A 23,381-nucleotide genomic window follows, 5' to 3' on the forward strand; every position below is an offset into this window, starting at 1 on the left:
TTATTAATGCTCCTTTTAATTGTTAGTTATGAACATTTGTGTAATGCTCTTTTACCCAGTTCAAGCTGTTCTCAACACTTGTAAGTGGTGGCTTCTGGCAGTGATCCTGCTCAACAACAAGCCATTCCACGCCTGCTTGCTCGGCCGCTTTGATCACTTTTTCCAAAGGAACATCGCCTAAGCCCAGCTCTAATGTTACTAATTTACCTTCTGCATCTTTCGTGAAATCTTTGAAATGAAGCAGCGGTAGTCGGCCCGCATATTTCGCTATGTAGGCAAGTGGGTCTTGACCAGCGAATTGAACCCAACAAACGTCCATCTCTACGTTAATTGCATCTTCACCTGTTTTGGCAAACATGGCATCAAAGACGAACTCGTTATCCACTTTATGATGAAATTCGAAATCATGATTGTGGTAAAGGAATTGCAATCCTTGTTTATTCGTTTCTACGGCAATCGCTTGGCATTCAGCAATCAGCGCTTTCCATTGTTCTGCTGAATCGCGTTCTTCAGCACCCACATACGGGCAGATTGCATACTTAGCACCGATTGTTTTCAGGTAGTCAAGTTCCCCTTGCAGATCATTACGAAATCTCTCTAAACTCACGTGACTGCCGAATGCTTTCAAACCTAGCTCATCTAGCAGCTGTTTGAGTTCAGCAGCAGGCTTACCATAATAACCCGCAAATTCTACACCTTCATATCCTAACTTCGCTACATGACGAAGTGTGCCTTCCAGATCTTTCTCCATATCATCTCTTAATGTATACAATTGCAGACCAATTCCTAAACGTCCCATTTGTTCTCCTCTTTTCTTATTATCCATATTTTGATAAATAATTCACGATAGAATTAGTATAATGGATCATAGCCTTATATGACCATTCACGATATAATCAAAACATCTCTTATTTGGCTATGAAAGGTGAATACAATGGAAACTGAGGTCTTAACCTGCGGCTATTCTTTTCATATGGAACCGTTTAATGTGAGTACCAAATCAGGACTCAATTCTTATCTTTTCCGTTTACAAACAGAAGGTACTTCCGAGGTTTTAGTGGATGGCTGTATGCAGCGAGTGGAAGCTGGTCATTTACTCCTTTTTCAACCAGGCGAGCCTTATGAACTTCGTATCGAACACCAGTTGGATCAACCTAGCAGTAAAATCGCCAGTGGCGACTATTATGTATTCTGTAAAGGCGCTTGGATCGATGCGTGGTGGAAACGCAGCCTAAAACAGACTTGTACGCGCATCGACTTAGATGCTCGCTTAATTTCGCTATGGCGGCAGCTTATTCTCGAGAAGCGAAGAATGGAAGAAGAAAACCACGAGCTTAGTGGCTATTTGCTGCAAGCCCTTTGCCTATATGTTGAACGTGCAGCAACGGAAACCGTCTCTTTACAAGGGCGTCCATTTACCGGAACACGTATGAAAAGGTTCATTGAAGCACAAGCTACTGCTACTTTTAAAGTAGATGATGTTGCCAACCATGTTGGGCTCAGCGTTTCCCGCGCGGTTCATTTGTTCAAAGAATGCTTCGGCAAAACCATGATCCAATATGCGCTTGAAGTGCGCCTAGCCAGTGCCGTGGAACGCATGCATGATAGTTCAATGTCCCTGGAGCAAATCGCTCTAAGCTGCGGGTTTGGCAGCTACCCCTACTTTCATCGAGCATTTAAACATAGATTTGGGACATCCCCCAAGCTTTTTCGCCAAAACGCTCAGCAAAATTAAAATCATCGAATTCACAAATATTTCAAGAAATGCGATCTAAGAATGAAACAATTCTTCTCTCTCATACGTATATTCTTATGAGAAGTAGAAATACATAGAAATATTTGGTTTTGTTTCAAAATTGTAAAACTATTTTAAGGTTAATTTAATAATATTCATATATGCTAATCTTATATCCAATTCCTAGGATGGTGAAAAATGATGAAAATGTTTATTACAATTCACAACAAACCCGTGCCAGTCTACTCAGATGAGAAAAATAAAAAGAAATTCAATTTATTGAAATCCGCACTCGAAGCTAAAGTGACCAAAGGAAGAGCAACGATTAAGAAATGCTTGGACTCTATCATTAGTATTGAGATCGTAGGTTGTGAAGCGATTCTCCATTCCTTTAATGAGCGCGACTCCCTTGCATTATCCCTTTACTAAAAAAAACGAGAAGTCCTCAGGACTTCTCGTTTTTTTTTAGTCATTGTATTTTTGTTGGATGACGACAAGATGATGCTGAGCATGACCGGCTATCACATAGGCAAGCGCGCGTGCAGAGATTTCATTGGTATTAGCAATCCCTTTACGCGACCAGGCTTCTTCTGAAATTGTTTTCAGCAGAGAAAACGTGGCTTGACGTGCGGCTTGAAAGTCGTTTATCAAATCCTCCATCGACAATTCGTCGAAAGAAGCATTGTCGATAAATAAATCCTGATCAAATCCTGGTAAATTCGTTGTATCTCCACGAGCAATACGCAGCATCCGATAACTCATAATCCGCTCCGTATCCGTCATATGCCCCAAAACTTCCTTCAAGCTCCACTTCCCCGGCTCATATCGATAAAGCCCTTGCTCATCACTAATCGGCGAAAACAAAGCGACAACAGCGTCTAATTGGCTGTGTAAAAAGGATAGATAGTCGCCTTCCGGAACTTGACTAATATAACCAGTAAAATACGGTGAGTATTCCTCACTATCAGGTCGCTGCAGCATATCGAATGAATCTCCCTTCGTGTTAAAAAAATAGAAACTATGTATATCCTTATCATATCGTAAACCTAAACAAATATGAAGCCAGCTAAACTCTCAAAATAGAAAGCTCAATGTGGTGTTTCACCCTCTTCTACTTTATCAACTAAGTCATTCTGTGATATCTACAATTCTGCTTAATAACTAAGAATCAACGGCTGAGAGCGGTCCGTGAAACAAAAAAACGCTGACCTCAGTGATGAAGTCAGTGTTTTTTGAACTGTTTATAATGGCTTGTATTCGAGCAGCCAGATTTTACTTTGGAAGTCTCCACGGAGACCAGAGACTGGCAGTCCGGCGTAGAGAAGATGATCGCCGGGGTACTCACCTTGCAAGCCTGCAATTTGGTAATCGAAGGATGGGTTGAGTCCTTTGAGCCGCAGCGTTTTGAGAGGCGCATTGGGGTCGGCGAGCACTCGGAAGTACGCGACCAAAGCTTGAGTCTTGTCTTCAGAAACGATCATCCAAGCCGTTTCGTTGCCTTCGAATGGACTGAGTAAGCGGTACATGTCGCCGAATTGGACGAGCGGCCGAATATGTTTATAATCCGCAATTTGCTTTTTGACGATTTCTTTTTCCTCGTCGCTAAACTTGGTTAGGTCGAGTTCGTAACCAAAATTGCCGGACATCGCAACATCGCCGCGCATTTCCAACGATGTCTCACGGTGAACTTGGTGATTTGGTACAGCAGATACGTGCGCTCCCATTGAACTCACAGGATAAACGATGCTCGTCCCATACTGAATTTTCAAACGAGAGATAGCGTCCGTGTTATCGCTTGTCCACGTTTGCGGCATATAATACAGCATGCCTGGATCAAACCTGCCACCTCCACCGGAGCAGCTCTCGAATAAAATATGCGGGAACTTGGTCGTCAATGTTCCAAGAACACGGTACAGACCAAGAATATAGCGATGAGCGGTTTCTCGTTGTCTTTCCGGAGGCAGTGCAGCGGAACCAATTTCGGTCATATTACGGTTCATGTCCCATTTGACGTACGTGATCGGCGCGCTGCTTAGGATATCACTGATCATTTTCGTGATCGCAACACAAACATCTGCACGTGAAAAGTCCAATATTAATTGCTGACGACCTTCTGTACGTCTACGGTTCGGTACATGAAGGCACCAGTCTGGGTGTTTGCGATATAAGTCACTGTCTGGAGAAACCATTTCTGGTTCAAACCACAGTCCAAACTCTAGTCCCATCCCATTGACTCTGGAGACGAGGTCCTCCAGGCCACCTGGCAGTTTCGCTTTATCAACGACCCAGTCTCCCAAAGAGCTGTTATCGCTGTCTCTTTTGCCGAACCAGCCATCGTCAAGAACGAATAACTCGACGCCAAGCTCTTTGCCGGCGCTGGCGATACTTTCTATTTTATCCGCATTAAATTGAAAATAGGTTGCTTCCCAGTTATTCACGAGCACAGGTCTTGTCCGGTCACGGAATTCACCGCGGCAAAGCCGAGTACGGTAAAGCTTGTGATAGGTTCTTGACATATCCCCTAGGCCAGCGTTTGAATAAACCATTACAGCTTCAGGCGTTTGAAAATGTTGTCCCGGCTCAAGCAACCAGCCAAAATCAAATGGATTAATACCCATGGATACACGCGCTGACCCATACGGCTCAACTTCTGCATGGGCAGCGAAATTACCACTATACACAAGGCTGAAACCATACACATCCCCATGATCTTCATTGGCGTCCTTTGAAAGCAGTGCAATAAAAGGATTGTGCTGATGACTACTCGATCCGCGGCGACTTTCTACGGTCAATTTTCCAGGCGCTAAGGGTCTTCTCTCGATGTGTCGTTCTCTAACCCAACTACCTGAAAGCTGAAGAAGATCAAACTCGCTGTGCTGATAATCAAGGCTCATACTAAGCGCTCGAAGCAGCTTTAGATCTCCGGATCCTTCATTTACGAAACGTACCGATCTAGTCATCGCTGAATGCTGCTCAAATATCGTATAAGTAAGAATGACCCGAAGGCCAATGACAGAATCAATAAGTTCAAGCTCCAATGTTTCCGCTTCTTCATCTTGCTCTACATAGGTCGCAGGAAGTCCCTCGAGCACCGGTTTTCCTTGGTAAATTCGATGCTTATCATAGATGAGCTCAGAAATTGTAGATCCATCAGGAAGAGCAACTTGATAAGCTGGCTCCCGATAATCGCTTGTACCGTATGCCGGGTACTCCTGAGGCAATGTATCGAAAGAAATGCTGCGATCTTCGGGAACAGGATTTGGTGAGAACGAACATCTCTCCTGAAATTGTAGGATCGAAGCCAATTGACCTGATCGGATGGGGCGTCCCCAGTAAACATGGGCTGGGTAAGCGGATTTAATTAGTTGAATAACATAGCTCATTTGCTTGTTTTGTAAATGAAATAGTCCTTGTGTTGGTTCAAATGTAATTCGCATGATATCCCTCCTACCTCCTATTATCGTATCCCTTCGCGAACAAAACTATGGAGGATTAGCACCTACATATGGAGGAATGTAGTTTTGGGATGCATAGAAAACGGAGCCAAGGCTCGAAATAGCCCTGGCTCCGTTTCGTTTTCATCATTTTTAGCCAAATTTATAAGTCATACCGTAGCCGCCTTTGGGGTAGACCCAATCAATGTTATAGGATGGACACGCAATTCGGCAGGTCCCGCATTCGATACAATTTTCAAACGCAACGGTTGTAATTTTGAGTTTCTTTTCCCATTCATAGACGTCCGAGGGACAGAAATAATTGCAATCCTTCGTTACACAATTTAAACAGGTCTGCGTATCCTTGATTACGAGGTGCGACTTATCATCGCATTTATAACGAATGGTAAATAGCTTATCTGAAATGTCACTTTGGCTCATCCGTTCATCGCCCTCCATCCTTTGTAGCCTAACTTCATCAGGTTTACCGTACCGCCTGCGGCATTTTTGATGAGCTTCATTGCCATTTTTTGCTTATCCGCTTTGGTAATCCCATCCACGAGGAACATGTTGTAAGCCGCTTCATTCAGCGCTCTGGGCAGCTTGTCGAACAGTAATTCAGGGTCCTGCTCCTTCAGGAATTGATGCATGCCTTTGTATTTCTGTAAATCTTTATGGACAAAGGATTCGCGAATCTTTTGGTCGTAGGCTTTGAGTGAAGCAGCAGAAAAGTCGCTTTGTGCTTTGGCCTCCACAATCGCCTCACCGGCCAGTCGACCGGAGGTCATCGCTAAGTTAGTACCTTCACGATGCACAAAGTTGATTAATTGCGCGGCATCCCCGCAAACGCACCAGCCATCTCCCGACAACGGCGGTATGGAATGAAAGCCACCCTCGGGAATCAAGTGCCCAGAGTACTCCTTCGTTTCTCCCCCTTGAATCAATTTCCGAATCATAGGGTGCTGCTTAACAGCATCGAGAACCGCATAAGGCTTCACCTTTTTGTCCCGCAAATGATTAACCATAACGCCTACGCCTAGTGAAATGGTTTCTTTATTCGTGTATAGAAAACCCATGCCCGCCATACCTAGCGAGGTCTCGCCCATAAACTCAATCGTAACGCCTTCGTCACCTTCGAGTCCGAATCGGTCTTCGATTTTCTCCCTAGGTAGTGCTATTACTTCTTTCACAGCCAACGAAACTTCGTCCGGCATCCATTCTTTGTGAATGCCCATCGCCTTACCGAGCAAGGAGTTCACGCCATCGGCAATGACAACAACATCGGCGTACAAATCGCCGTCATCTCGATCGGTACGAACACCGACGATCTTATTACCTTCTCGAATCACATCGAGTGCAACGGTTTCGTAAATAGGGATGGCCCCAGCAGCAACGGCTTTGTCCGCGAACCACTGATCGAACTTAACCCGCAGTCCAGTAAAGCAATTGTAAGGCTCTTTGTAAGCCTCATTGCGGTGCCCGAAGGTGACCATAGATTCTTTGCCCATCATCCAGATGCGCTGCTCCACAATGTAACGCTCCATGGGAAAGTTTTTTTCTTTCCAAAATTCGGGAACCAGCTCTTCGATTTGCTTACGGTATAGGACACCTCCGAAAATGTTTTTGGCTCCAGGGAACTCGCCCCTCTCCAACAAAACAACGGATAATCCTGCACGTGCCATCGTCAAAGCTGCTGCTGCGCCCGCCGGACCACCGCCAACAACAATCGCGTCAAATTTCTCGTTCACTTGGCTTCACTCCTCTCAAGGGCCGCGTTAACCCCTGTCTTCGCTTCGTCCTGTGGCAAGGAGGTTGCGGCGCCAGCTAGTTGTTGGCCAAATAACGTTCGGCGCTGCCTAATCTCATTCGTAATGGCAGGAACAATTTTGAACATATCGCCAACAATGCCATAATGAGCGAATTGGAAGATTGGCGCTTTATCGTCTTTGTTAATCGCAACGACGACGTCAGCATGGCTCATACCTACGGTATGCTGAACAGCACCGGAAATGCCGATGGCGAAGTATAGCTTCGGCCTGACCGTGGCTCCGGTTTGACCAACCTGGTGCTCATGCCCGATCCAACCCGCATCGACCGCGGCACGCGATGCGCCAACGACACCGCCGAGCGCATCCGCTAGCTCGGCGAGCATCCCGAAAGCATCGGGCCCGCCCAGTCCGCGGCCCCCTGCCACGATAATCTCGGCATCCTCGAGATTGAGTTTGCCTGTTTCGCGCAGGAAGTCGAGCACCTGCGCGGCAATCTCTTCCTCTCGCATCGTCGCCTCGATGCGAATGATTTCACCTTGGCGCGTCGCGTCCTTCGGCAGCGCCTGAAACACCCCGGCGCGCGCCGTCGCCATCTGCGGCCGGTACTGCTTACAGAGGATGGTGGCCATCATCTTCTCGGAAAAAGCCGGTCGGCTGGCCAGCAGCAGCCTTGACGGCGGCGGCTCCACGTCGAGCTGCGTCGTGTCGGCCGTCAGCCCCGTCGGCAGGTGCGTCGCTATCGCACCTGCCAAATCGCGGCCCGTCGCTGTCGCGCCGAACAGCACGATCTCGGGCTTCGCTTCCTCGATCAGCTTCAAGCAGACTCGGCTGTATGGCCGAGTCCTGTAGGTGCGAAGCTCTGGCGCTTCGCATAAGAAAACCCTGTCCGCGCCGTAATGCACGGCTTCATCGGCAAGGTGGCCCACATTCTCGCCGATGACGAGCGCCATGAGCGGCGCGTCAAGCTTCGCGGCCAGCTTCTTGCCTTCGCCTAGCAGCTGCCAGGAGACCTTCTTCGCAGCTCCATCTCGCTGCTCTACAACGATCAATACCCCCCGATAAGCCGACCAATCGGGCATCGACGCTTCAGGCTGGTCCGGTGATTGTTCATTTGACATTGTGACTTCCTCCATTCCCATAACGGTGATTCTGAGTTTTTTAGGTCGTACACATGCTTTACTTTCACGAAGACCAGTCTAACAAAGTCTGCATCTCCTTCGACATGAGCTGATCAGCTAGCTGAGCAGCCGCTGCTTCCGGCGAATCAAACGCGATCATATGCGTTTTAACCGCTTTTATCTCGGGCACCCATGTTTTGGCTACGATCGTTGGTGAGCCTTTTAGCCCGATTTTCGCTTTTTCAAGATCCGGAAAATCAGCTGTCGTCCAAACAGTCGGCTTATAACGCGCAGCCCGAATCATACCAGGCAGCGATGCTCGTCTCACCTTGTTCAGTTCCTTCAGTGCCGTGATCAACACCGGCATGCTTGTCTCAACGACTTCAATGCCATCTTCCAAAAGCCGATGCACACGAACTTTTCGCCGCTTTTCATCCACACTGGCGACTTTGTTTACATAAGTAAGCTGTTCCAAATCCAATCGGCATGCGACGCCAGGCCCAACTTGCCCCGTGTCGCCGTCCAGCGTTTGTTTGCCGCAAAAAACGATATCCACCGGTCCCCACGTTTCAGCAATTTTACGGATGGTTCGGGCAACAACGTACGATGTCGCCAGCGTGTCCGCTCCCGCGAAGCCGCGATCCGTCACCAACACAGCATCGTCTGCCCCGAGGGAAATGCATTCCTTTAAACCTTTCTCCGCAGGCGGAGGTCCCATTGTTACTACAGTAATCCTCGCACCCTGTTCATCCTTAATACGGAGCGCCTCTTCCAACCCATGCATATCATAGAAGTTCACGATACTTGGGACACCTTGGCGAATTAACGTATTATTTTTGGGATCAATGCGAATTTCTCTAGAGTCAGGTACCTGCTTGATACAAACGACAATATGCAGCATCTCTGCACCCTCCTATTTCTTAGGAAACTTGCTTGCTCATTCGACAGTAAACGGATCTGAGCTTGTCAGCATTGTGAATTTTGTCACTTAAAATGACGAAACGAAATCGCTTTCACTCTTTTTTTAAAGTTAATAATCTAACACAATATATGCGAAAAGCTTCCTAACATGACACTTACTTTCATCTAAGGCTCAAAAGTAATCTTACCGATGCTGCCCGGAGCACGAAAAAGGATCTGAGCCACGTATCGCGACTAGATCCTTTTTTTAAAGAGATTAATATAGTTTGGGGGAACGACGATCCGCGATTTCAATTTTTAACGGCTTTTTCCAAAAATAAAAAATCGTAGTTCCGCTAATGTAACGTACCCAACAATCTCTTAATCCACTTCCGCTTCTTCTACCTCATATGTGCATAGAAAACGCTCTACACCAGGATATTTCTCCCCAAGGCTGCGAATGACGAACCCAATATTCCGATAAAATTGGACCGATTCTTCATCCGTTTCTGCCACGATTCGAACGGGGTGCATATCTTCAATAATTTCAAGAATAATCCCTCGTCCAAAGCCTACCCCTCTGCTCTCCGGTTCAACGGCCAGATGAGTGATCGTCATTTCCTGATTATCACTGAGCTCAAAGCCAATGATGCCCACTAAGATACCTTCGGATTCATACCCAAACAACCATAGATTAGCATCATTTTCATAACGCTCAATGACAGGTTGCAACGCCTCTGGATCGGGAAAAACGCTGTAACTCAGCAGTTCTTGTATGTCATTTTCTTTTAGTCGGGATTTCACATTTATTAACATCTTTTTTCACTACTTTCGTTTTTCGTTATCTACACATAATCTAACAACTTAAGCAAGCTGTCAACATGCGCTACAGGGGTGATTCCCTTCTCCTCCATCAGATGTCCGCTGGGCCCATAGCTGATAAAGGGAACTCCTGCATCTATGGATGCTTTGCCGTCTATCCACGAGTCACCGATCGATATCCATTCGCTCTCAAGAATTTGTGGAAAATGCTGCTTAGCGGTTAAATATCCGGATGGAGATGGTTTCATGGCATTCATCTGCTCTCTTCCGATAATCAAATCAAAGTATGGATGAATTCCTGTCGTTTCCAGCGCACGTACTGCGGCTTTGTATGAATTATTAGTCACAATAACCAGGACATAGCCCGTCTTTAAAACATTTAGAAGCTCGGAAACCTGGGATTCCAGTCCTGCACCCTCCATGCCTATTAGTTCATGTTGAACAACCATATTCATCACTTCTATATAGGACTCTTCAGGCATCCCATTCGCTTTTACATACTCAATCATGGTTGATGTGGTATGCTCTTGAATCGGAAAACCAACCGGCAATAGATCATTCTCGGTAAGGTAGTCCGCCACTTGCTTTTTCATCATTTGGAAATTAATGCTAGACCTCAGCAGTGTATTATCCATATCAAAAATAATGCCTCGAACTTGGCCTAATTTACTCATTGAACCTCACCTATCCATCTCTAGAACTATAGAAAAATCAAGAAATTAGCATTATTAATTATTTTTAGTTGATTTCGACATAATTCGCTAATTATATGCAAATACCGCTATAGACACGTCATTTTTAACTATTTATAATGAGGCGTATTAACTGGTATATAAGCCTTTCACATCATTAACTAGTGCCTTTTGAACTACATATATGGAATCGTTAAAAGCAAACCATTGGAAACAATGGGACGCAAAGCCATGACCTAAGGCATCCCTAATTGGGATGCTATGGACGACAGGTTACCGAGTCAAGGAGTTCATCCTTTCATTCGGGATGGACTTTTTTATTTATACGAAATGAGGTGGATTCATGCATCATACCCTAACGGATAGTTTTCCTATTTACCTCATATTGCTAACGTTCATTATTTCAATAATTGCTCTTTACATATCCTTTACTAACAAAACAGCACTCAAAGCTTCCCTCTTAGAGTCTGCTATTGATTGTATCATGATGTTTAATTCAAGTGGGAGGATCATTGCGTTTAATCCTGCGGCAGAAGTCCTTTTTGGATACGAACGCAAAGAAGCTTTAGGGCTTACATTAATCGATTTTCTTTTTGAAAAAGATGGCCAGGAGACAACCTTCTTAAATCTGCTGTTTACGGCCAAAGACGAAACGATTATCGGGAAGCGAATCCAATTGAAAGCATTTCGATCGGATGGCAGTGTATTTCCAGCGGAACTAACGATTACGAGCACTACGTATAAAGGAAAGCTTGTCTATACAGCTTATCTTCGCGATTTGACTAAAAAAAAGAAGTCCGATGATATGATACAACAGCTAGCCTACTTTGATCTTCTGACAGGTTTGCCGAATCGCAACCAGTTCAATCAGCTTTTCCATGATGCGTTAAACAAAGCCAAACAACATAATCAGAGCTTAGCTCTACTCTTCCTTGATGTAAATCGGTTTAAGCTCATCAATGATACTTTAGGTCATCCCTTAGGAGATCTCGTATTGCAAAAGTTCTCTGCATTGCTCTCTGAAAGCTTGTTTGCACAAAGCATTGTCTCCAGACTAAGTGGCGATGAATTTGTGATTTTGTACCCATTCGGAAATCGGCAGTCAGCTGCTGAGCAAGCGGAAAAGATCATCCAACAATTGGAAGATCCTTTCCAAATCGACGGGCGAAATGTTTTTGTTTCCACCAGTATTGGCATCTCTTTGTATCCTATCGATGGAGAAGATCCGGAGGTTTTACTGAAAAATGCCGATCATGCGATGTATCTGGCCAAAGAACGTGGTGGAAACCATTATCAATTTTATGAACAGGAAATGAGTGTCATTCATTCGAGGAGAAGCGCATGTGAACAATCCCTCCGGACAGCCCTAGAACATAATGAGCTCTACCTGATGTACCAACCCAAATGTCATATTGCTACCGGCAAAATAATCGGCGTAGAAGCTTTACTAAAATGGGATAGCCACGAGTTAGGAAGCGTCTCGCCGAAGGAATTTATTCCTATTGCAGAAGAATCCAGACTAATTATTTCAATTGGAAAATGGGTACTACAAACAGCCTGCTTACAAATGAAAAAATGGCAAGATGCGGGTATGGAGCCTGTTCCAATTGCAGTCAATATATCGGCTGTCCAGCTTCATCAAGAAGATTTGGTGACCATGATTCTCGAGATTCTCCATCAAAATGAGCTGGAAGCACAGTACTTAGAACTCGAAATCACCGAAAGTGTATCGATGTATAACAGCCTCAGCTGTATGGAAAAGCTTACTGCTTTAAAGAAAGAGGGAGTAAAAATCTCTGTAGATGATTTCGGAACAGGTTATTCTTCTTTAAGTTATTTACATAAATCGCCAGTCGATACTTTGAAAATTGATAAATCAATCGTTCAAGACATTTCCACCAGCATATCTACATCTTCTATCATTAAAGCTATTATGGCCATGTCACATAATTTAAATTTGAATGTTGTTGCCGTAGGTGTAGAAACTCATGAACAGCTAATTCTTCTAGAAAGATTTGGTTGTGAACATATACAAGGATACTTATTCTCAGTTCCACTTACAGCCCAGCTATTTGAAAAGAATTATGTTATCCATGATGCAAATGCTAGTTCAAATGCTTTATGAGAAAAGCCAGAATGCGGAGGTTACTCCGTCTTCTGGCTTTTCAGATTGGACGCCGAACGAATAGCAAACGGCATGGCCAATGAAAGTAAGCTTGCCAAAAGTCCAAATACGAACATGCCGTGAATACCCGTATAAAAGACGCTGGATTTCGTTAGGATTGCCCCCATAATAGTTACGCTGACGGCTGTTCCAATGTTCCGTGCAAAGAGCTGCAGCGAAGTGGAAATCCCCTTCTGGTGCGCTTCAACAAGCTGCTGTGAACCGATTGTAGTAATGGTGAAGATTATCCCATAAGCAAGACCAAGCGTCGTTAGTGCGGTAAATGTGTACCAAAATGGAGAAGCCTCGTGTATGAAATAAAATAAGGCAGCTGTAATGACGAGTATCATATTACCTATGACTAGAAGCCGTTTATATCCATAGCGAAGTACCCATTTTCCACCAGGTATAGCTACGGCCATCCACCCAATGGATGTACTCAGAAGTGCAATACCGCTGACAAACAACGAGTAGCCTTGATTTTGTAAGAAGAGAGGTATGAAGCTGGATGTCCCAAAGAGAGCCGCGCAGCTGAGAAAAGAGCTTGCAATCATAATGGCCACCGGACGATTGCGCAGCAGGTTTAGCGGAACGATCGGTGCAGGATGTCTTCTCTCATATAAAAAGAAAGCCATCATAAATATGCCCCCTAGCGCGCCATACACGTAGCTATAATGCTCAACTGCAGTTGTAAGCAGTAATAAGGATATACCACAGGCAAACAAAATAGCTCCGCCATAGTCGACCACTGCTTTCTTCGGTTGATACACCTCCTTATACGGCTGCAAGGCAAGAAGTGCAACGATACATACCGGTATATTAACGAAAAAAATCCACCGCCAGCTCAGGTAGGTCACGAAGAACGTACCCAATAGAGGCGCTAATATCGCAGATAACCCCCACATCCCTGTGAAATACGCTTGAACTTTACCGCGCTGCTCCACCGGATAAATATCTCCCGCAATGATGGCTGGAAAAGGCATCATTACCCCTGCGCCAATCCCTTGAATCGCTCTGAACAGAATCAGCTGCAGCATACTCTGGGATAAACCGCAAAGCACAGATCCGAATAGAAACAGAAGTATACCTGCTGCATAGATCCGTTTCCGGCCAAACAGGTCAGATAATCTGCCTGCTAATGGAGCTAATACAGTAGAAAGGACCATATAAGAGGTAAATGCCCATGCGTACAGGTCATTGCCACCAATTTCTTTCACAATAATCGGCATTGTGGTATTGGCAATCGTGGTATCGATAGACGACACTAATACCGCCAAAACAATACTCACCATAACCGTTGTTCGATTTTTCATGGATGTCCCCTTCCTAAATGCTGACTTTTTTCACATCCATATATTGTAACTGATTCCAGAATGAATGAATAGCATGTTCAGAGCATGATGAAGTCAATTAAAAGTAAATTAAAATTTCCCTTTACATAATGCTTTTCTATGTAATAAAATTAATCCAATATGGTTAGTGGGTAATTCGATTGGGGACATGACAACATGACTTTAACAGTTTTATTTATGGGTGTATTTGTTGGTTTTATGGTCGGATTGACTGGTGTAGGTGGAGCTTCGCTGCTCACCCCCATTTTGATCCTGATTGGTGTTAATCCTTCAATTGCCGTGGGAACAGACCTGCTTTACAATTCGATTACAAAGCTTTTTGGCACGATTCAGCATTGGCGGCAGAAAACGATTGATTTCAAGCTGGTCAAAATGCTGGCTATGGGTAGTATTCCAGGTGTAATCATAGCCGTAATCTTTTTGAAATTATTCAATTCGTTCTTTCATAATCAAGAGATCATTATTAAGCATGCTCTTGGTTACGTCTTGATTTTGGTAGCGTTTGCTACCTTGTTTAAAGTTTTCTTCGGTCATAAGATCAAAGAAAATCGCTGGCAGCTCAAATCTTTAGAGGAGAAACGAGGACTAACCATCACCATTGGTGCTGTACTGGGTTTTGTTGTCGGACTTACGTCCATTGGATCCGGCTCCCTGTATGCCATTGCGATGCTTTACTTTTTCCGTATGATCCCTGCTCAGCTCGTAGGAACTGACATCGCTCACGCTTTCTTTCTTGCGACGACTGCAGGTATTCTGCACGCAAGTATGGGAAATGTGAATTATACACTTGTCCTCAATCTTCTCATCGGTTCCATTCCCGGCGTCGTTATCGGCAGCATGCTCTCTGCCAAGGCACCGACCAATATTCTACGCACGATTATTGCCAGTCTGGTATTAATTAGCGGCCTTAAATTAATAGGATGAAACGGAGCTAAGGCTCCGTTTTTATTTCCCTAAAACCGATAATCGATACAAAGAAGCATCCGATTAAGTTTACTCGGATGCTTCTTGTTGTACTCATAACATGTCGTTTTGTGCGGTTCCCCGGGAAATATCCGTCCCTTTACTTCAACGTCATTTCCCGAGTAAACCACAATTTATAGCTAAGTATGCTCAATATGATACTTGTAATAGCCGCTGCTGCTGTGAAGGCAAACAAAATCAACATTTGATACCGAACCGCCTCCACAGGATTTGCGCCTGCGATAATCATCCCCGTCATCATTCCAGGAAGCTGAACGAGTCCAACAGTTTTCATTCCGTCAATTGTCGGAATCATGCTGGCCTTCACAGAGCGCTGCAGTGCTTGCTGAATAGCCTGTCTAACCGAAGATCCGAGAGCTAGCAGCGCTTCAATTTCCCCGCGCGACGATTGCACCTCACGATTCATTTGATTTAAAAACAATCCACAAACAATCATCGAACTACCAATTGTCATACCGCTTATTGGGATAATGAATTGGCTCGTTGGCTTGATAATATGTAAACCAAGCATGAGTGACATTGTTAACGTTTCTGTTACAGCAATTGCAGCAGCTATTCTCCAATATATCCCCTTTAATCCTTCTCCGCGTTTGCCCGCATTGTGTGTAGCAATCAGAATCATAATCGCAATGATAATAAAGATGAGTCCCCAATGCTCCGTTTGAAATATAAAATGAAGCACATACCCAATGAATAACAACTGCAAGGCTCCACGAATGGTTCCCACGGCAATGTCCTTCTCAAGCCCAAGCTTCTGCCATTTAGATAAGGCCACCGTAATCATGACAAAGGTCAATGTAAAGCCTAACGCTAGGGTAGACACGTTGAATCCATCCCCCCATCGATTGAGAATGAATCCGTCCATTCAACTGTTTCTTCTGGTACAGATTCAGTTAATGATCCACGATTCAAATACCAGAATCGATTGCCTACCCTTTTGGCTTGCTCCATTTCATGCGTCACCCAAATAAGCCCGCCTCCCCGCTCTTCAAGCCAATTCATCAGGGTATCTTCTACTGCCTGCTTGCTCTGTGAATCAAGCGCAGAAGTCACTTCATCAAGTAAGAGAATATCCGCTCCTAGCAGCATTGACCGCACTAGTTGAACCCGCTGCTTCTGTCCTCCAGATAAATCTGCCGCCTTCTGAGACCAATTTAGGTCACCGAGCCCAACCTGCTCCATCAAGCTAAGCGCTAATGGTTTATCGAAATTACGCTGATGCAGTTTACTCGCCAAAGCTAGGTTGTCAGCGACCGTAGTAGGAAGCATAACCGGCTGCTGGGGGACATAGCAGACCTTCTTCCGCCATTCACTTGGTCCCCAGCTCGCAGCAAGTCGTCCATGCAAGGATATGCTTCCGCCATCCATGCTTTCTAAGGTGGACAATATCCGAAGCAGTGTACTCTTCCCCTGGCCGGAAGGACCTAGAATCGCAATACGATCCTTGGGCAAGACGTTCGTATTTATTTGCTCCATTAAAGGCGTCAGGCCTTCGTTTGGATGCTTCTTATGTAGATTTTCAATAACCAGAATAGGCTGCAGAACTTTTCACTCCCAACTACCCAAGTTTTACATATATCCGTTTAATTAGTATATCACAGCCATAATTCAACGTGGCATTAACCTATTTTTCGTTGGAAATAGGCTTTAGCCTACACCAGGAGACTGACCTTAGTCATACTTTGTGATGAATACCCAATGTGATGATAAAGGAGCTACTGCATATGCAGCGACTTATGTGTAAAGGGAAGATCCATCGTGCGACGGTAACGGAGGCCGATTTGGATTACGTGGGAAGCATTACCATAGATGGTTTATTGATGCGCAAAGCGAATATTTTACCCTATGAAATGGTTCAAGTCACAAGCCTGCGAAACGCCACCCGATGGAAAACATACGCGATACCTGCGCCGGAAGGCTGCGGCAAGATCGGTTTGAATGGTCCCCCTGCCCACCTCTTTGCTCCTGGCGACCTTGTTATTATTCTTAGTATGGGACTTATGAATGAAACAGAAATTAACAACCTCAAACCTCAAGTGGTTTTCGTTGATGAACGAAATCAACTCCTCCGGGTTGAAGAACATGATCTAGTTATTCTCAAACAAGAAATGAAATCCAATGACTAAACTAAACACAAGCAAATGGACCAAATATAAGCTGCTGCGGAAATCGTCTAAACTTAATGTGAATCTTCCAGAAACAGCATGGCTGCGAAAGAGCTCTTTCTGGCGCATGATAAAAAAATACCGTGAGCTCATCATTAAACCGACTGGGAGCTATGGGGGCAATGGTGTCATTCGGATCAAAAAGATGGCTCCTTCCACATATGAGGTACAGGATGGCGCTACGAAGAAAATTTTTACACAACAAAGCCAATTAAACGCCTATATCAAAAAGCAAGCAAGCAAGAACAACATCATTCAGCAGCGAATTCCGCTTGCCACAGTGAACGACCGCCCTTTTGATCTTAGAGTGATGGTGCAGCGCCGCCTCAAATCTCCTTGGGAAGTGACCGGAAAACTGGCCAAAGTGGCCGGGAAAGGCTTTGTCGTAACGAATATTCGCCTGAGCAGCGGCAAGGTCGTATCCGTGGAGCATGCTCTCAAAAATTCGGCGCTCAAAACGATGCGGGCTGCCGACCTCCTCTCACAGCTCGATAAAGTTGCTTTACAAGCCGCTCAGAAACTAGGTCCTTTTTATCCTTGGGTGCGTACGATGGGGATTGATATGGCTTTGGACAAAGAGGGAAATGTTTGGATTATTGAGGTTAATTTTATTCCTATGCTTGGGCTATTTTTGAAACTGAAGGATAAGTCGATGTTCCATAAGATGAAGTCATTTCGCAAAAACATACCAATAAATGAATCGTAAAAATAAGTTCGAAAAATAAAATAAATCAAAAGACACAAGCCGTTTCCTTCTTCGCCTCTTGGTAATAGTCTAAATAAGAGTTTGTAATAGCTAAACTCAAATTAAAACTATAATAGTTTTCCTTTTGAAAACTTTGAGGAGGCCCGGAGATGAACCGATTGGGGCTTTATTGCTCACGATGTTCTGCAAGGCTCCCTTTCCGCTATCAAGAAATGAAATGCGAATGCGGTGGTACTTTATTGGTCGATTACGACTTGGAGCACATAGCGAGAACATTAACGAAGGAAGCTTTACAAACACGCTACCCGTCGATGTGGAGATATAAAGAATTGCTTCCTGTGAGTAACCCTGATTGTATCGTCACCCTAGGCGAAGGCTGGACGCCACTCTTGCACATGCAGGAATGGGAACAGAAGCTGCCTATTAAAAGGCTATGGATCAAGAGAGAAGAGCAGAACCCTACGGGGAGCTTTAAGTCGAGGGGCTTCTCCGTCGCTGTTTCCTTACTCAAGGAAGCGGGAGCGACGAAAGCGGCCGTTCCATCCAATGGAAATGCCGCGGGCGCATTAGCCGCCTATGCAGGGCGTGCAGGGATCGAGGCATCTGTCTTTATCCCTATGGATTGCCCGCCATTAATCGTGGACGAATGTCCGTTATATGGAGCTGCTACCTTCCTCGTCGACGGCTTCATTCATGATGCAGCAGCAATCATTGAAGCGGGTAAACAAGATCAGGGCTGGGTAAACGTCGGCACATTGAAGGAGCCCGGACGTGTAGAGGGCAAGAAAACAATGGGACTTGAGCTCGCCGAACAACTTTGTTGGACATTCCCCGACGTCATCATCTATCCAACTGGCGGCGGCTCCGGTATTATTGGCATGTGGAAAGCTTTCCAGGAGCTCAAAGCACTCCGCTGGATTGACGGTCCCATGCCCAGATTCGTTTGCGTGCAGGAAGAGGGATGCCAGCCAATTGTCGACGGCATAACATGCAACCAAGCTGAAAGTGCCCAAGCTGCCGGAGTAGAAACAAGTCCGACAGGTATGCGCGTACCGAATCCGCCAGACTTGGCGTTCATCCTGTCGATTGTGGAACAAAGCGGCGGCACAGCCATCGCCCTGTCCAAGAGCCAAATTGCCGAGGCCACTCGCACTTTAGGCTCGCAGGGCATCTCCTCGTCCCCCGAAGGATCGGCAACTTGGGCAGGTCTGCTCGCCCTCTGCGACAGCGGATGGCTGCGTCCGAGCGATTCCATTGTGCTTTTTAATACGTCGCACGCGATGAAATATGTGAAGTTTGGTTCCATCTCTGCACTTCCGATTATTAGAAGCTATGAGGATTATCTCCGTTTGTAGGAATGTTGTACGCTGTACAACTTCCTAAGTTGCAAACACAGAAAAGACTATTCATAGGAAGACTATTCCGCTATAAAATCCTTAAATCAAACCATATTAAACAAAAAACAAATTAAATCAATCAAAATATAACCTAACCCCGTACAAACCAAACCAGACCAAATCAAACCAAAATGAACAGCCAGGAGGAAACCCTCCTGGCTGTTCATTTTCAACCTTATTGACCTAAATTATTTTCTTCATACAACCGATACATCGCTTGAATTAAAGGCTCTGCCGGGTCACGATTCAATAAATATAACGTCATTAAATATTGCAGCGGAAGCGCACACGTATTATTGCCGTCTTCAACAGCTACGAAGCCAGCCTCTAGGACTGGACCATGCTCCTCATGAAGCTCCAAGTCAACATAGATCTTTTGATCAGGGAATTCTTCTCGCACGGTAGCCGCGCAATAAGGAACAATATGTTTATCCAGCAGCTCTTTGGCTTCATCTTCCGATTGAGGAGGATTCGGCAGTGGATGATTTTCTGGGCTTCTTAGCAAGTCTACGAAGAAGGACGATAACCACAGCCCTGCATTCGGATTCGTTTGGAAGTTTCTCATAATTTCATTCAAGAAAAATCCGCATGATGTGGACTTTTCATCATTTTTAAGTGTGAAGGCAAACATTGGACCATAAGTCGGATTATTGCCGATTTGTCCATCTACTTCATATTCGGGAAATTGTTCTTTCATTACTTCTTGAATGTGCTGAAACCAAGTCATAATGATTTGGGCCTGTTCGCGTTCTTGGTCTTGTTCGTTATCTACTGGAGCTTGTGTGTCGATATCTTTTTCTGTCATTGTGGTTAAAGCCTCCTGAATCATTCAAATTGGCACGAATATCCCTATTGTACCGCATTTGATCAAGATCAGAAAGCTTATGTTGCATTTTTAAGGACGAATGCGGACAACCCCGACTTCCGAAGCATTAATCGAAATGGCATTGCCTCCTTGACCGATCGTTGCTCTAGCGGGGATGAATGCGAGTGTTTTTCCGGTTACAATCGTTTTGGCGTCGGCATACCCAGTACTTCCAGTACCTGATGCATGGTTTGTTTATATGTTTGCGTGATCCAAAGGCGATGGGCGATGCTTTCTTCACTGCCTTTTAAAACCGGACAAACACTGTAGAAATGATTAAAAAGCGAAGCTAGCTCGAAAGCATAATGGCAGAGTATGCTAGGTGCCAATTGTTTTGTGGCAGTTTCCAGTGTTTCGGGCCAATAGGCGGCGTGCCTCAAAAGTTGATATTCCTGTTCTTCCAACAGAGTCCCATCGAACTTTGCCTCCATTCGTGACAGACGAGTATCTTTCTTCGCTTTGTCCAAAATACTGTTTGCTCTTGTGTAGGCATAAAGCAAGTAGACGCCCGTGTTCCCGGTAATTTCCGTCGCATGCTCCAGGTCAAAAATAACTTCCGTTTGCAGCTGATATTTCAGCAAATAATAACGGATCGCAGCCGCAGCTATCGATCTGCTGGAAATCCCCGCTTTTCTTGAGCGTTTAGCGTCAATGACTCTCTCCATGCGATCTAGTAGGTCCGCGACTTTAATTCCAATCCCTTGGCGCCCAGACATCGCATAGGAGCTTTTGCCCTCCGAAATATCAATACCCAGTCCTGCAGCAGTTCCCGGGCTTAAGGAAACGACTCCATAGCTCACGTGTTTAAGCTGACTCGCCTGCTGCTCATAGCCCAACACTTCTAGAGCTAGCTTTACCATCTCCTGCGGGTATTGCTGACGATAATCAATGACATTAATGACAGCATCCGCTTGCCCTATCGATTTCTTCTTGCCCTGGGAAGCTGTGGACCATAGTCCTTCCTCCCATTTTTGATATACAAAATCATTCGACAGCACACCGAATTTCCATAGATGATAGGCTATATCCTTCGCTGTATACGTTAAAATACCATTGGAACGAACGAGCACTTTATCCCCTTGATAATCCGTGCTTTCTCCAACTGAAGCAGCTCCTTCTTCTAGATTCTTCAATACCCAGCAGCCTGCTAATTTCCCATCCGTCACCTTATGAAACATATCTGTTTGGCACAGCAGCTCGAAGGTTGTATCCCAAAATCCCGCTCTCACAATACTGCTTTCCCAAACCAGCACATCGTATTTAATACCGAATTGCTTCATTTCTTCCAACTGCTCGCGAACAATCCTTTCAGCCACCAAAGCACCCATCCATGCAAGATTGGAATGCCCGCTCTCTAGCGCATGAAGAACGGTAGAACGCTGCTCTACAAGCTCCGGCTGCACTTTGTAAGCCTGATTCACCTTCGCGTAGGTCTCCCAACAAAAGTCGCCAAATCGATTAAAAGTCTCTTCTGTTTGTGTATGAAGAATGCCCACCACGGTATCCGCTAATTGATTCCCCAGATCATCAATATAGTTATGCACCTCCACCTGATAACCTGCTTGCGAGAGCATGCGTGACAACGAATCACCGATACAGGAATTTCTCAAATGGCCAACATGAGCGGCTTTATTGGGGTTGATTGACGTATGCTCGATCAATATTTTTGTTTTGTTTCTTTGGTCATCAAGCCCTTGTGCAGCACCATAATGACCAGTAGACCAGGTGTCCCAATCTATATAAAAGTTCAGAAACCCCGGCGGCACCGCAGCCACTTTGGCAAATAAGCCTTGAACACACCCGTTCTTTTCTATGCGCTGTTGAAGCTCTTGCGCGATTTGCAAAGGAGCTTTACGAACTATTTTTGCTAAAAGCATAGCTACATTCGTGCTGTAATCACCGTGCTCAGGATGAGCTGGGTGCTCCGTCAAGATTTTCAGAGTCGCAGGCTGTTCAATTCCGTACTCTTGAAATAAAACATCTACATGAAGCTTGATTTCATTCGTTAGAAGCTGCTGAATCATGGAATATTCCTCCTAATAGGATAATGCGAAACAGCGAATGTTTTTGGCAGAAAAGCGCAAAAAAGCCCCCGTCTCTACAATAAGAGACGAGAGCTGTTCATTCCCGCGGTACCACTCTAAGTGTTAAACCACTGGTTTAACCACTCCAACGATAACGGCTTATGCCGGATCTTCCTACAACGTACCTTCGGAAGACCATTTCCCAGGCCCGCTTCACTCTTGACATTCGTACCGGTTCCCACCTGCTCCGGCTCGCTGCGACTGTCCGACAAGAATTACTGTCCTGTTCACCAATGTTGCTTATGAAATTAAGAATTTACTGAATATTACAGCAATAATAATGTGTTGTCAAGATGCAACTAATTTCATCATCATAATGCCAATGAACGCTAAAGCTAAGCCGGATTGCTCCATTTTCGAGAATTTATCCCTCAATACAAACCGTGTATACAATAAAACTATCAATACATTAAGTGCAACAACTGCGGAAACTAACCCCGTTTTCCCCTGATCGAACGCATGAATAATGAAGATCATACCAATGACATTTGTGATCCCGATGACCATTCCGATCAAGAAGGTTCTACGTTCGGTCCAACTGGCTGGCGCAACTTCCTTTCCTTTATCCTTGGCCCTGTCCTTCAACCACCATAATCCAAAACAGCAAGTCCCCGTCGCAAACATAAAAAATAGCGTTGGAAATAATGGCGCAGAAACGATGGTTGTCCATTTGCTAGACAAATCATTCCCGGCAAAAAGAAACAAAGCAAGCACACCCCATCCGGCTCCTTGCAGGTTCTTTAAAGTGATATCATTCGAGTAACGAACGAATAAAATTCCTACAACGATCACAATGAAGGCAAAAAATTGCCATAAATTGAGTCGTTCATCCCAGAGTAGAAATGCGACAAAAACCACAACGACCGATGGCAAACCGGTGAGGATAGCAACTAACGAGGCTTTGCCTACCGCAAAGCCTTTGAACATACTGGCATTGGCTCCAAAGGAGAACAACCCCATCTGAACACCAATCAGAGCAGACACCGTCCACTCTTGCTGAGTAATAAGGGCGCAGCAAATGCTGACGAGCGCCCCCATAAAAAATGTGCCGCATAGCAGCACATTTCGATTCAGCGATTGCTGGCTGGTCCAATGATATAGAATGCCTCGCAGCCCGAAACTGACAGCCGCAAGTACTGAAAATATAAGCCACATGAGAACAGTTACCCCTTTCTTTTAAGCAAAGATCGGGTA

General features: G+C 45.1%; 22 protein-coding genes, 1 riboswitch and 1 other annotated feature. Of the genes, 7 read left to right on the forward strand and 15 right to left on the reverse strand.

From position 1 onward, the window contains the following. Positions 1-22: 22 nt before the first annotated feature. On the reverse strand, positions 23-799 hold the full coding sequence (locus GC102_RS28440; protein ID WP_171692483.1) for a sugar phosphate isomerase/epimerase family protein: 777 nt from the start codon (positions 797-799) through the stop codon (positions 23-25). Between the two features lie 135 nt (positions 800-934). Between GC102_RS28440 and GC102_RS28445 the strand changes: the two genes are divergently transcribed. Together GC102_RS28445 and GC102_RS28450 are read left to right on the forward strand one after the other, a co-directional pair. Beyond that, on the forward strand, positions 935-1,735 hold the full coding sequence (locus GC102_RS28445; protein WP_171692484.1) for an AraC family transcriptional regulator: 801 nt from the start codon (positions 935-937) through the stop codon (positions 1,733-1,735). 201 nt (positions 1,736-1,936) lie between these two features. Beyond that, positions 1,937-2,164, forward strand: a complete 228-nt coding sequence (locus tag GC102_RS28450; RefSeq protein ID WP_029198041.1) for a hypothetical protein — start codon at positions 1,937-1,939, stop codon at positions 2,162-2,164. Between the two features lie 36 nt (positions 2,165-2,200). Here the strand turns inward: GC102_RS28450 and GC102_RS28455 are convergent, their stop codons facing one another. From GC102_RS28455 to GC102_RS28490, 8 genes are all read right to left on the reverse strand, one after another. Continuing rightward, positions 2,201-2,716, reverse strand: coding sequence for a DinB family protein (locus GC102_RS28455; RefSeq protein WP_171692485.1), 516 nt, complete (start codon positions 2,714-2,716; stop codon positions 2,201-2,203). Positions 2,717-2,976: 260 nt separating this feature from the next. Then, positions 2,977-5,172 carry an alpha-galactosidase gene (locus GC102_RS28460; RefSeq protein ID WP_171692486.1) on the reverse strand — a complete coding sequence of 732 codons (2,196 nt, stop codon included), beginning with the start codon at positions 5,170-5,172 and terminating at the stop codon, positions 2,977-2,979. 150 nt (positions 5,173-5,322) lie between these two features. After that, positions 5,323-5,610, reverse strand: a complete 288-nt coding sequence (locus GC102_RS28465) for a ferredoxin family protein (protein ID WP_036634482.1) — start codon at positions 5,608-5,610, stop codon at positions 5,323-5,325. Continuing rightward, positions 5,607-6,917, reverse strand: a complete 1,311-nt coding sequence (locus GC102_RS28470) for an FAD-dependent oxidoreductase (protein WP_171692487.1) — start codon at positions 6,915-6,917, stop codon at positions 5,607-5,609. Before GC102_RS28470 ends, GC102_RS28465 begins: the two co-directional genes overlap by 4 nt. Next, positions 6,914-8,056 (reverse strand): electron transfer flavoprotein subunit alpha/FixB family protein, encoded by a 1,143-nt coding sequence (locus GC102_RS28475; protein ID WP_171692488.1) that lies wholly within the window; start codon positions 8,054-8,056, stop codon positions 6,914-6,916. Before GC102_RS28475 ends, GC102_RS28470 begins: the two co-directional genes overlap by 4 nt. 64 nt (positions 8,057-8,120) lie before the next feature. Next, positions 8,121-8,957 (reverse strand): electron transfer flavoprotein subunit beta/FixA family protein, encoded by an 837-nt coding sequence (locus GC102_RS28480; protein WP_171692489.1) that lies wholly within the window; start codon positions 8,955-8,957, stop codon positions 8,121-8,123. 380 nt (positions 8,958-9,337) lie between these two features. After that, positions 9,338-9,760, reverse strand: a complete 423-nt coding sequence (locus tag GC102_RS28485) for a GNAT family N-acetyltransferase (RefSeq protein WP_312883394.1) — start codon at positions 9,758-9,760, stop codon at positions 9,338-9,340. Positions 9,761-9,801: 41 nt separating this feature from the next. Beyond that, positions 9,802-10,452, reverse strand: coding sequence for an HAD family hydrolase (locus tag GC102_RS28490; protein WP_171692491.1), 651 nt, complete (start codon positions 10,450-10,452; stop codon positions 9,802-9,804). A gap of 206 nt (positions 10,453-10,658) precedes the next feature. After that, positions 10,659-10,751: riboswitch (cyclic di-GMP riboswitch) on the forward strand. Positions 10,752-10,813: 62 nt separating this feature from the next. Here GC102_RS28490 and GC102_RS28495 point away from each other — a divergent pair. Further along, positions 10,814-12,595, forward strand: coding sequence for a putative bifunctional diguanylate cyclase/phosphodiesterase (locus GC102_RS28495; protein WP_171692492.1), 1,782 nt, complete (start codon positions 10,814-10,816; stop codon positions 12,593-12,595). 20 nt (positions 12,596-12,615) lie between these two features. On the opposite strand, the gene GC102_RS28500 is transcribed toward GC102_RS28495, so the two are convergent. Beyond that, positions 12,616-13,947: an MFS transporter gene (locus tag GC102_RS28500; protein WP_171692493.1), complete on the reverse strand. Its 1,332-nt coding sequence runs from the start codon at positions 13,945-13,947 to the stop codon at positions 12,616-12,618. Between the two features lie 195 nt (positions 13,948-14,142). On the opposite strand from GC102_RS28500, the gene GC102_RS28505 reads away from it, so the two are divergent. Further along, a complete protein-coding gene (locus GC102_RS28505; RefSeq protein WP_171692494.1) occupies positions 14,143-14,910 on the forward strand; it encodes a sulfite exporter TauE/SafE family protein in 768 nt (255 codons plus the stop codon). 139 nt (positions 14,911-15,049) lie between these two features. Here the strand turns inward: GC102_RS28505 and GC102_RS28510 are convergent, their stop codons facing one another. After that, the gene (locus GC102_RS28510; RefSeq protein ID WP_171692495.1) at positions 15,050-15,793 is read right to left on the reverse strand and encodes an ABC transporter permease; all 744 of its coding nucleotides are present in this window, start codon (positions 15,791-15,793) and stop codon (positions 15,050-15,052) included. Beyond that, a complete protein-coding gene (locus GC102_RS28515; protein ID WP_171692496.1) occupies positions 15,781-16,446 on the reverse strand; it encodes an ABC transporter ATP-binding protein in 666 nt (221 codons plus the stop codon). Before GC102_RS28515 ends, GC102_RS28510 begins: the two co-directional genes overlap by 13 nt. Positions 16,447-16,694: 248 nt before the next feature. Between GC102_RS28515 and panD the strand changes: the two genes are divergently transcribed. The 3 genes from panD (at position 16,695) to GC102_RS28530 (ending at position 19,196) form a co-directional block, all read left to right on the forward strand. Continuing rightward, positions 16,695-17,096, forward strand: coding sequence for an aspartate 1-decarboxylase (gene panD / locus GC102_RS28520; protein ID WP_171692497.1), 402 nt, complete (start codon positions 16,695-16,697; stop codon positions 17,094-17,096). Further along, positions 17,089-17,841 (forward strand): YheC/YheD family protein, encoded by a 753-nt coding sequence (locus GC102_RS28525; RefSeq protein ID WP_171692498.1) that lies wholly within the window; start codon positions 17,089-17,091, stop codon positions 17,839-17,841. Before panD ends, GC102_RS28525 begins: the two co-directional genes overlap by 8 nt. A 149-nt stretch (positions 17,842-17,990) precedes the next feature. After that, on the forward strand, positions 17,991-19,196 hold the full coding sequence (locus tag GC102_RS28530; RefSeq protein ID WP_171692499.1) for a threonine synthase: 1,206 nt from the start codon (positions 17,991-17,993) through the stop codon (positions 19,194-19,196). A 217-nt stretch (positions 19,197-19,413) separates the two neighbouring features. Here the strand turns inward: GC102_RS28530 and GC102_RS28535 are convergent, their stop codons facing one another. The 3 genes from GC102_RS28535 to GC102_RS28545 form a co-directional block, all read right to left on the reverse strand. After that, the gene (locus GC102_RS28535; RefSeq protein WP_057306470.1) at positions 19,414-20,043 is read right to left on the reverse strand and encodes a hypothetical protein; all 630 of its coding nucleotides are present in this window, start codon (positions 20,041-20,043) and stop codon (positions 19,414-19,416) included. Positions 20,044-20,240: 197 nt separating this feature from the next. Further along, positions 20,241-22,127, reverse strand: coding sequence for an arginine--tRNA ligase (locus GC102_RS28540; RefSeq protein ID WP_171692500.1), 1,887 nt, complete (start codon positions 22,125-22,127; stop codon positions 20,241-20,243). A gap of 79 nt (positions 22,128-22,206) precedes the next feature. Then, positions 22,207-22,427: a binding site (T-box leader), on the reverse strand. A gap of 48 nt (positions 22,428-22,475) precedes the next feature. After that, positions 22,476-23,342, reverse strand: a complete 867-nt coding sequence (locus GC102_RS28545) for an EamA family transporter (RefSeq protein ID WP_171692501.1) — start codon at positions 23,340-23,342, stop codon at positions 22,476-22,478. Positions 23,343-23,381: the final 39 nt, after the last annotated feature.

The organism is Paenibacillus germinis, assembly GCF_013141785.1.
GTDB lineage: Bacteria > Bacillota > Bacilli > Paenibacillales > NBRC-103111 > Paenibacillus_E > Paenibacillus_E phytorum.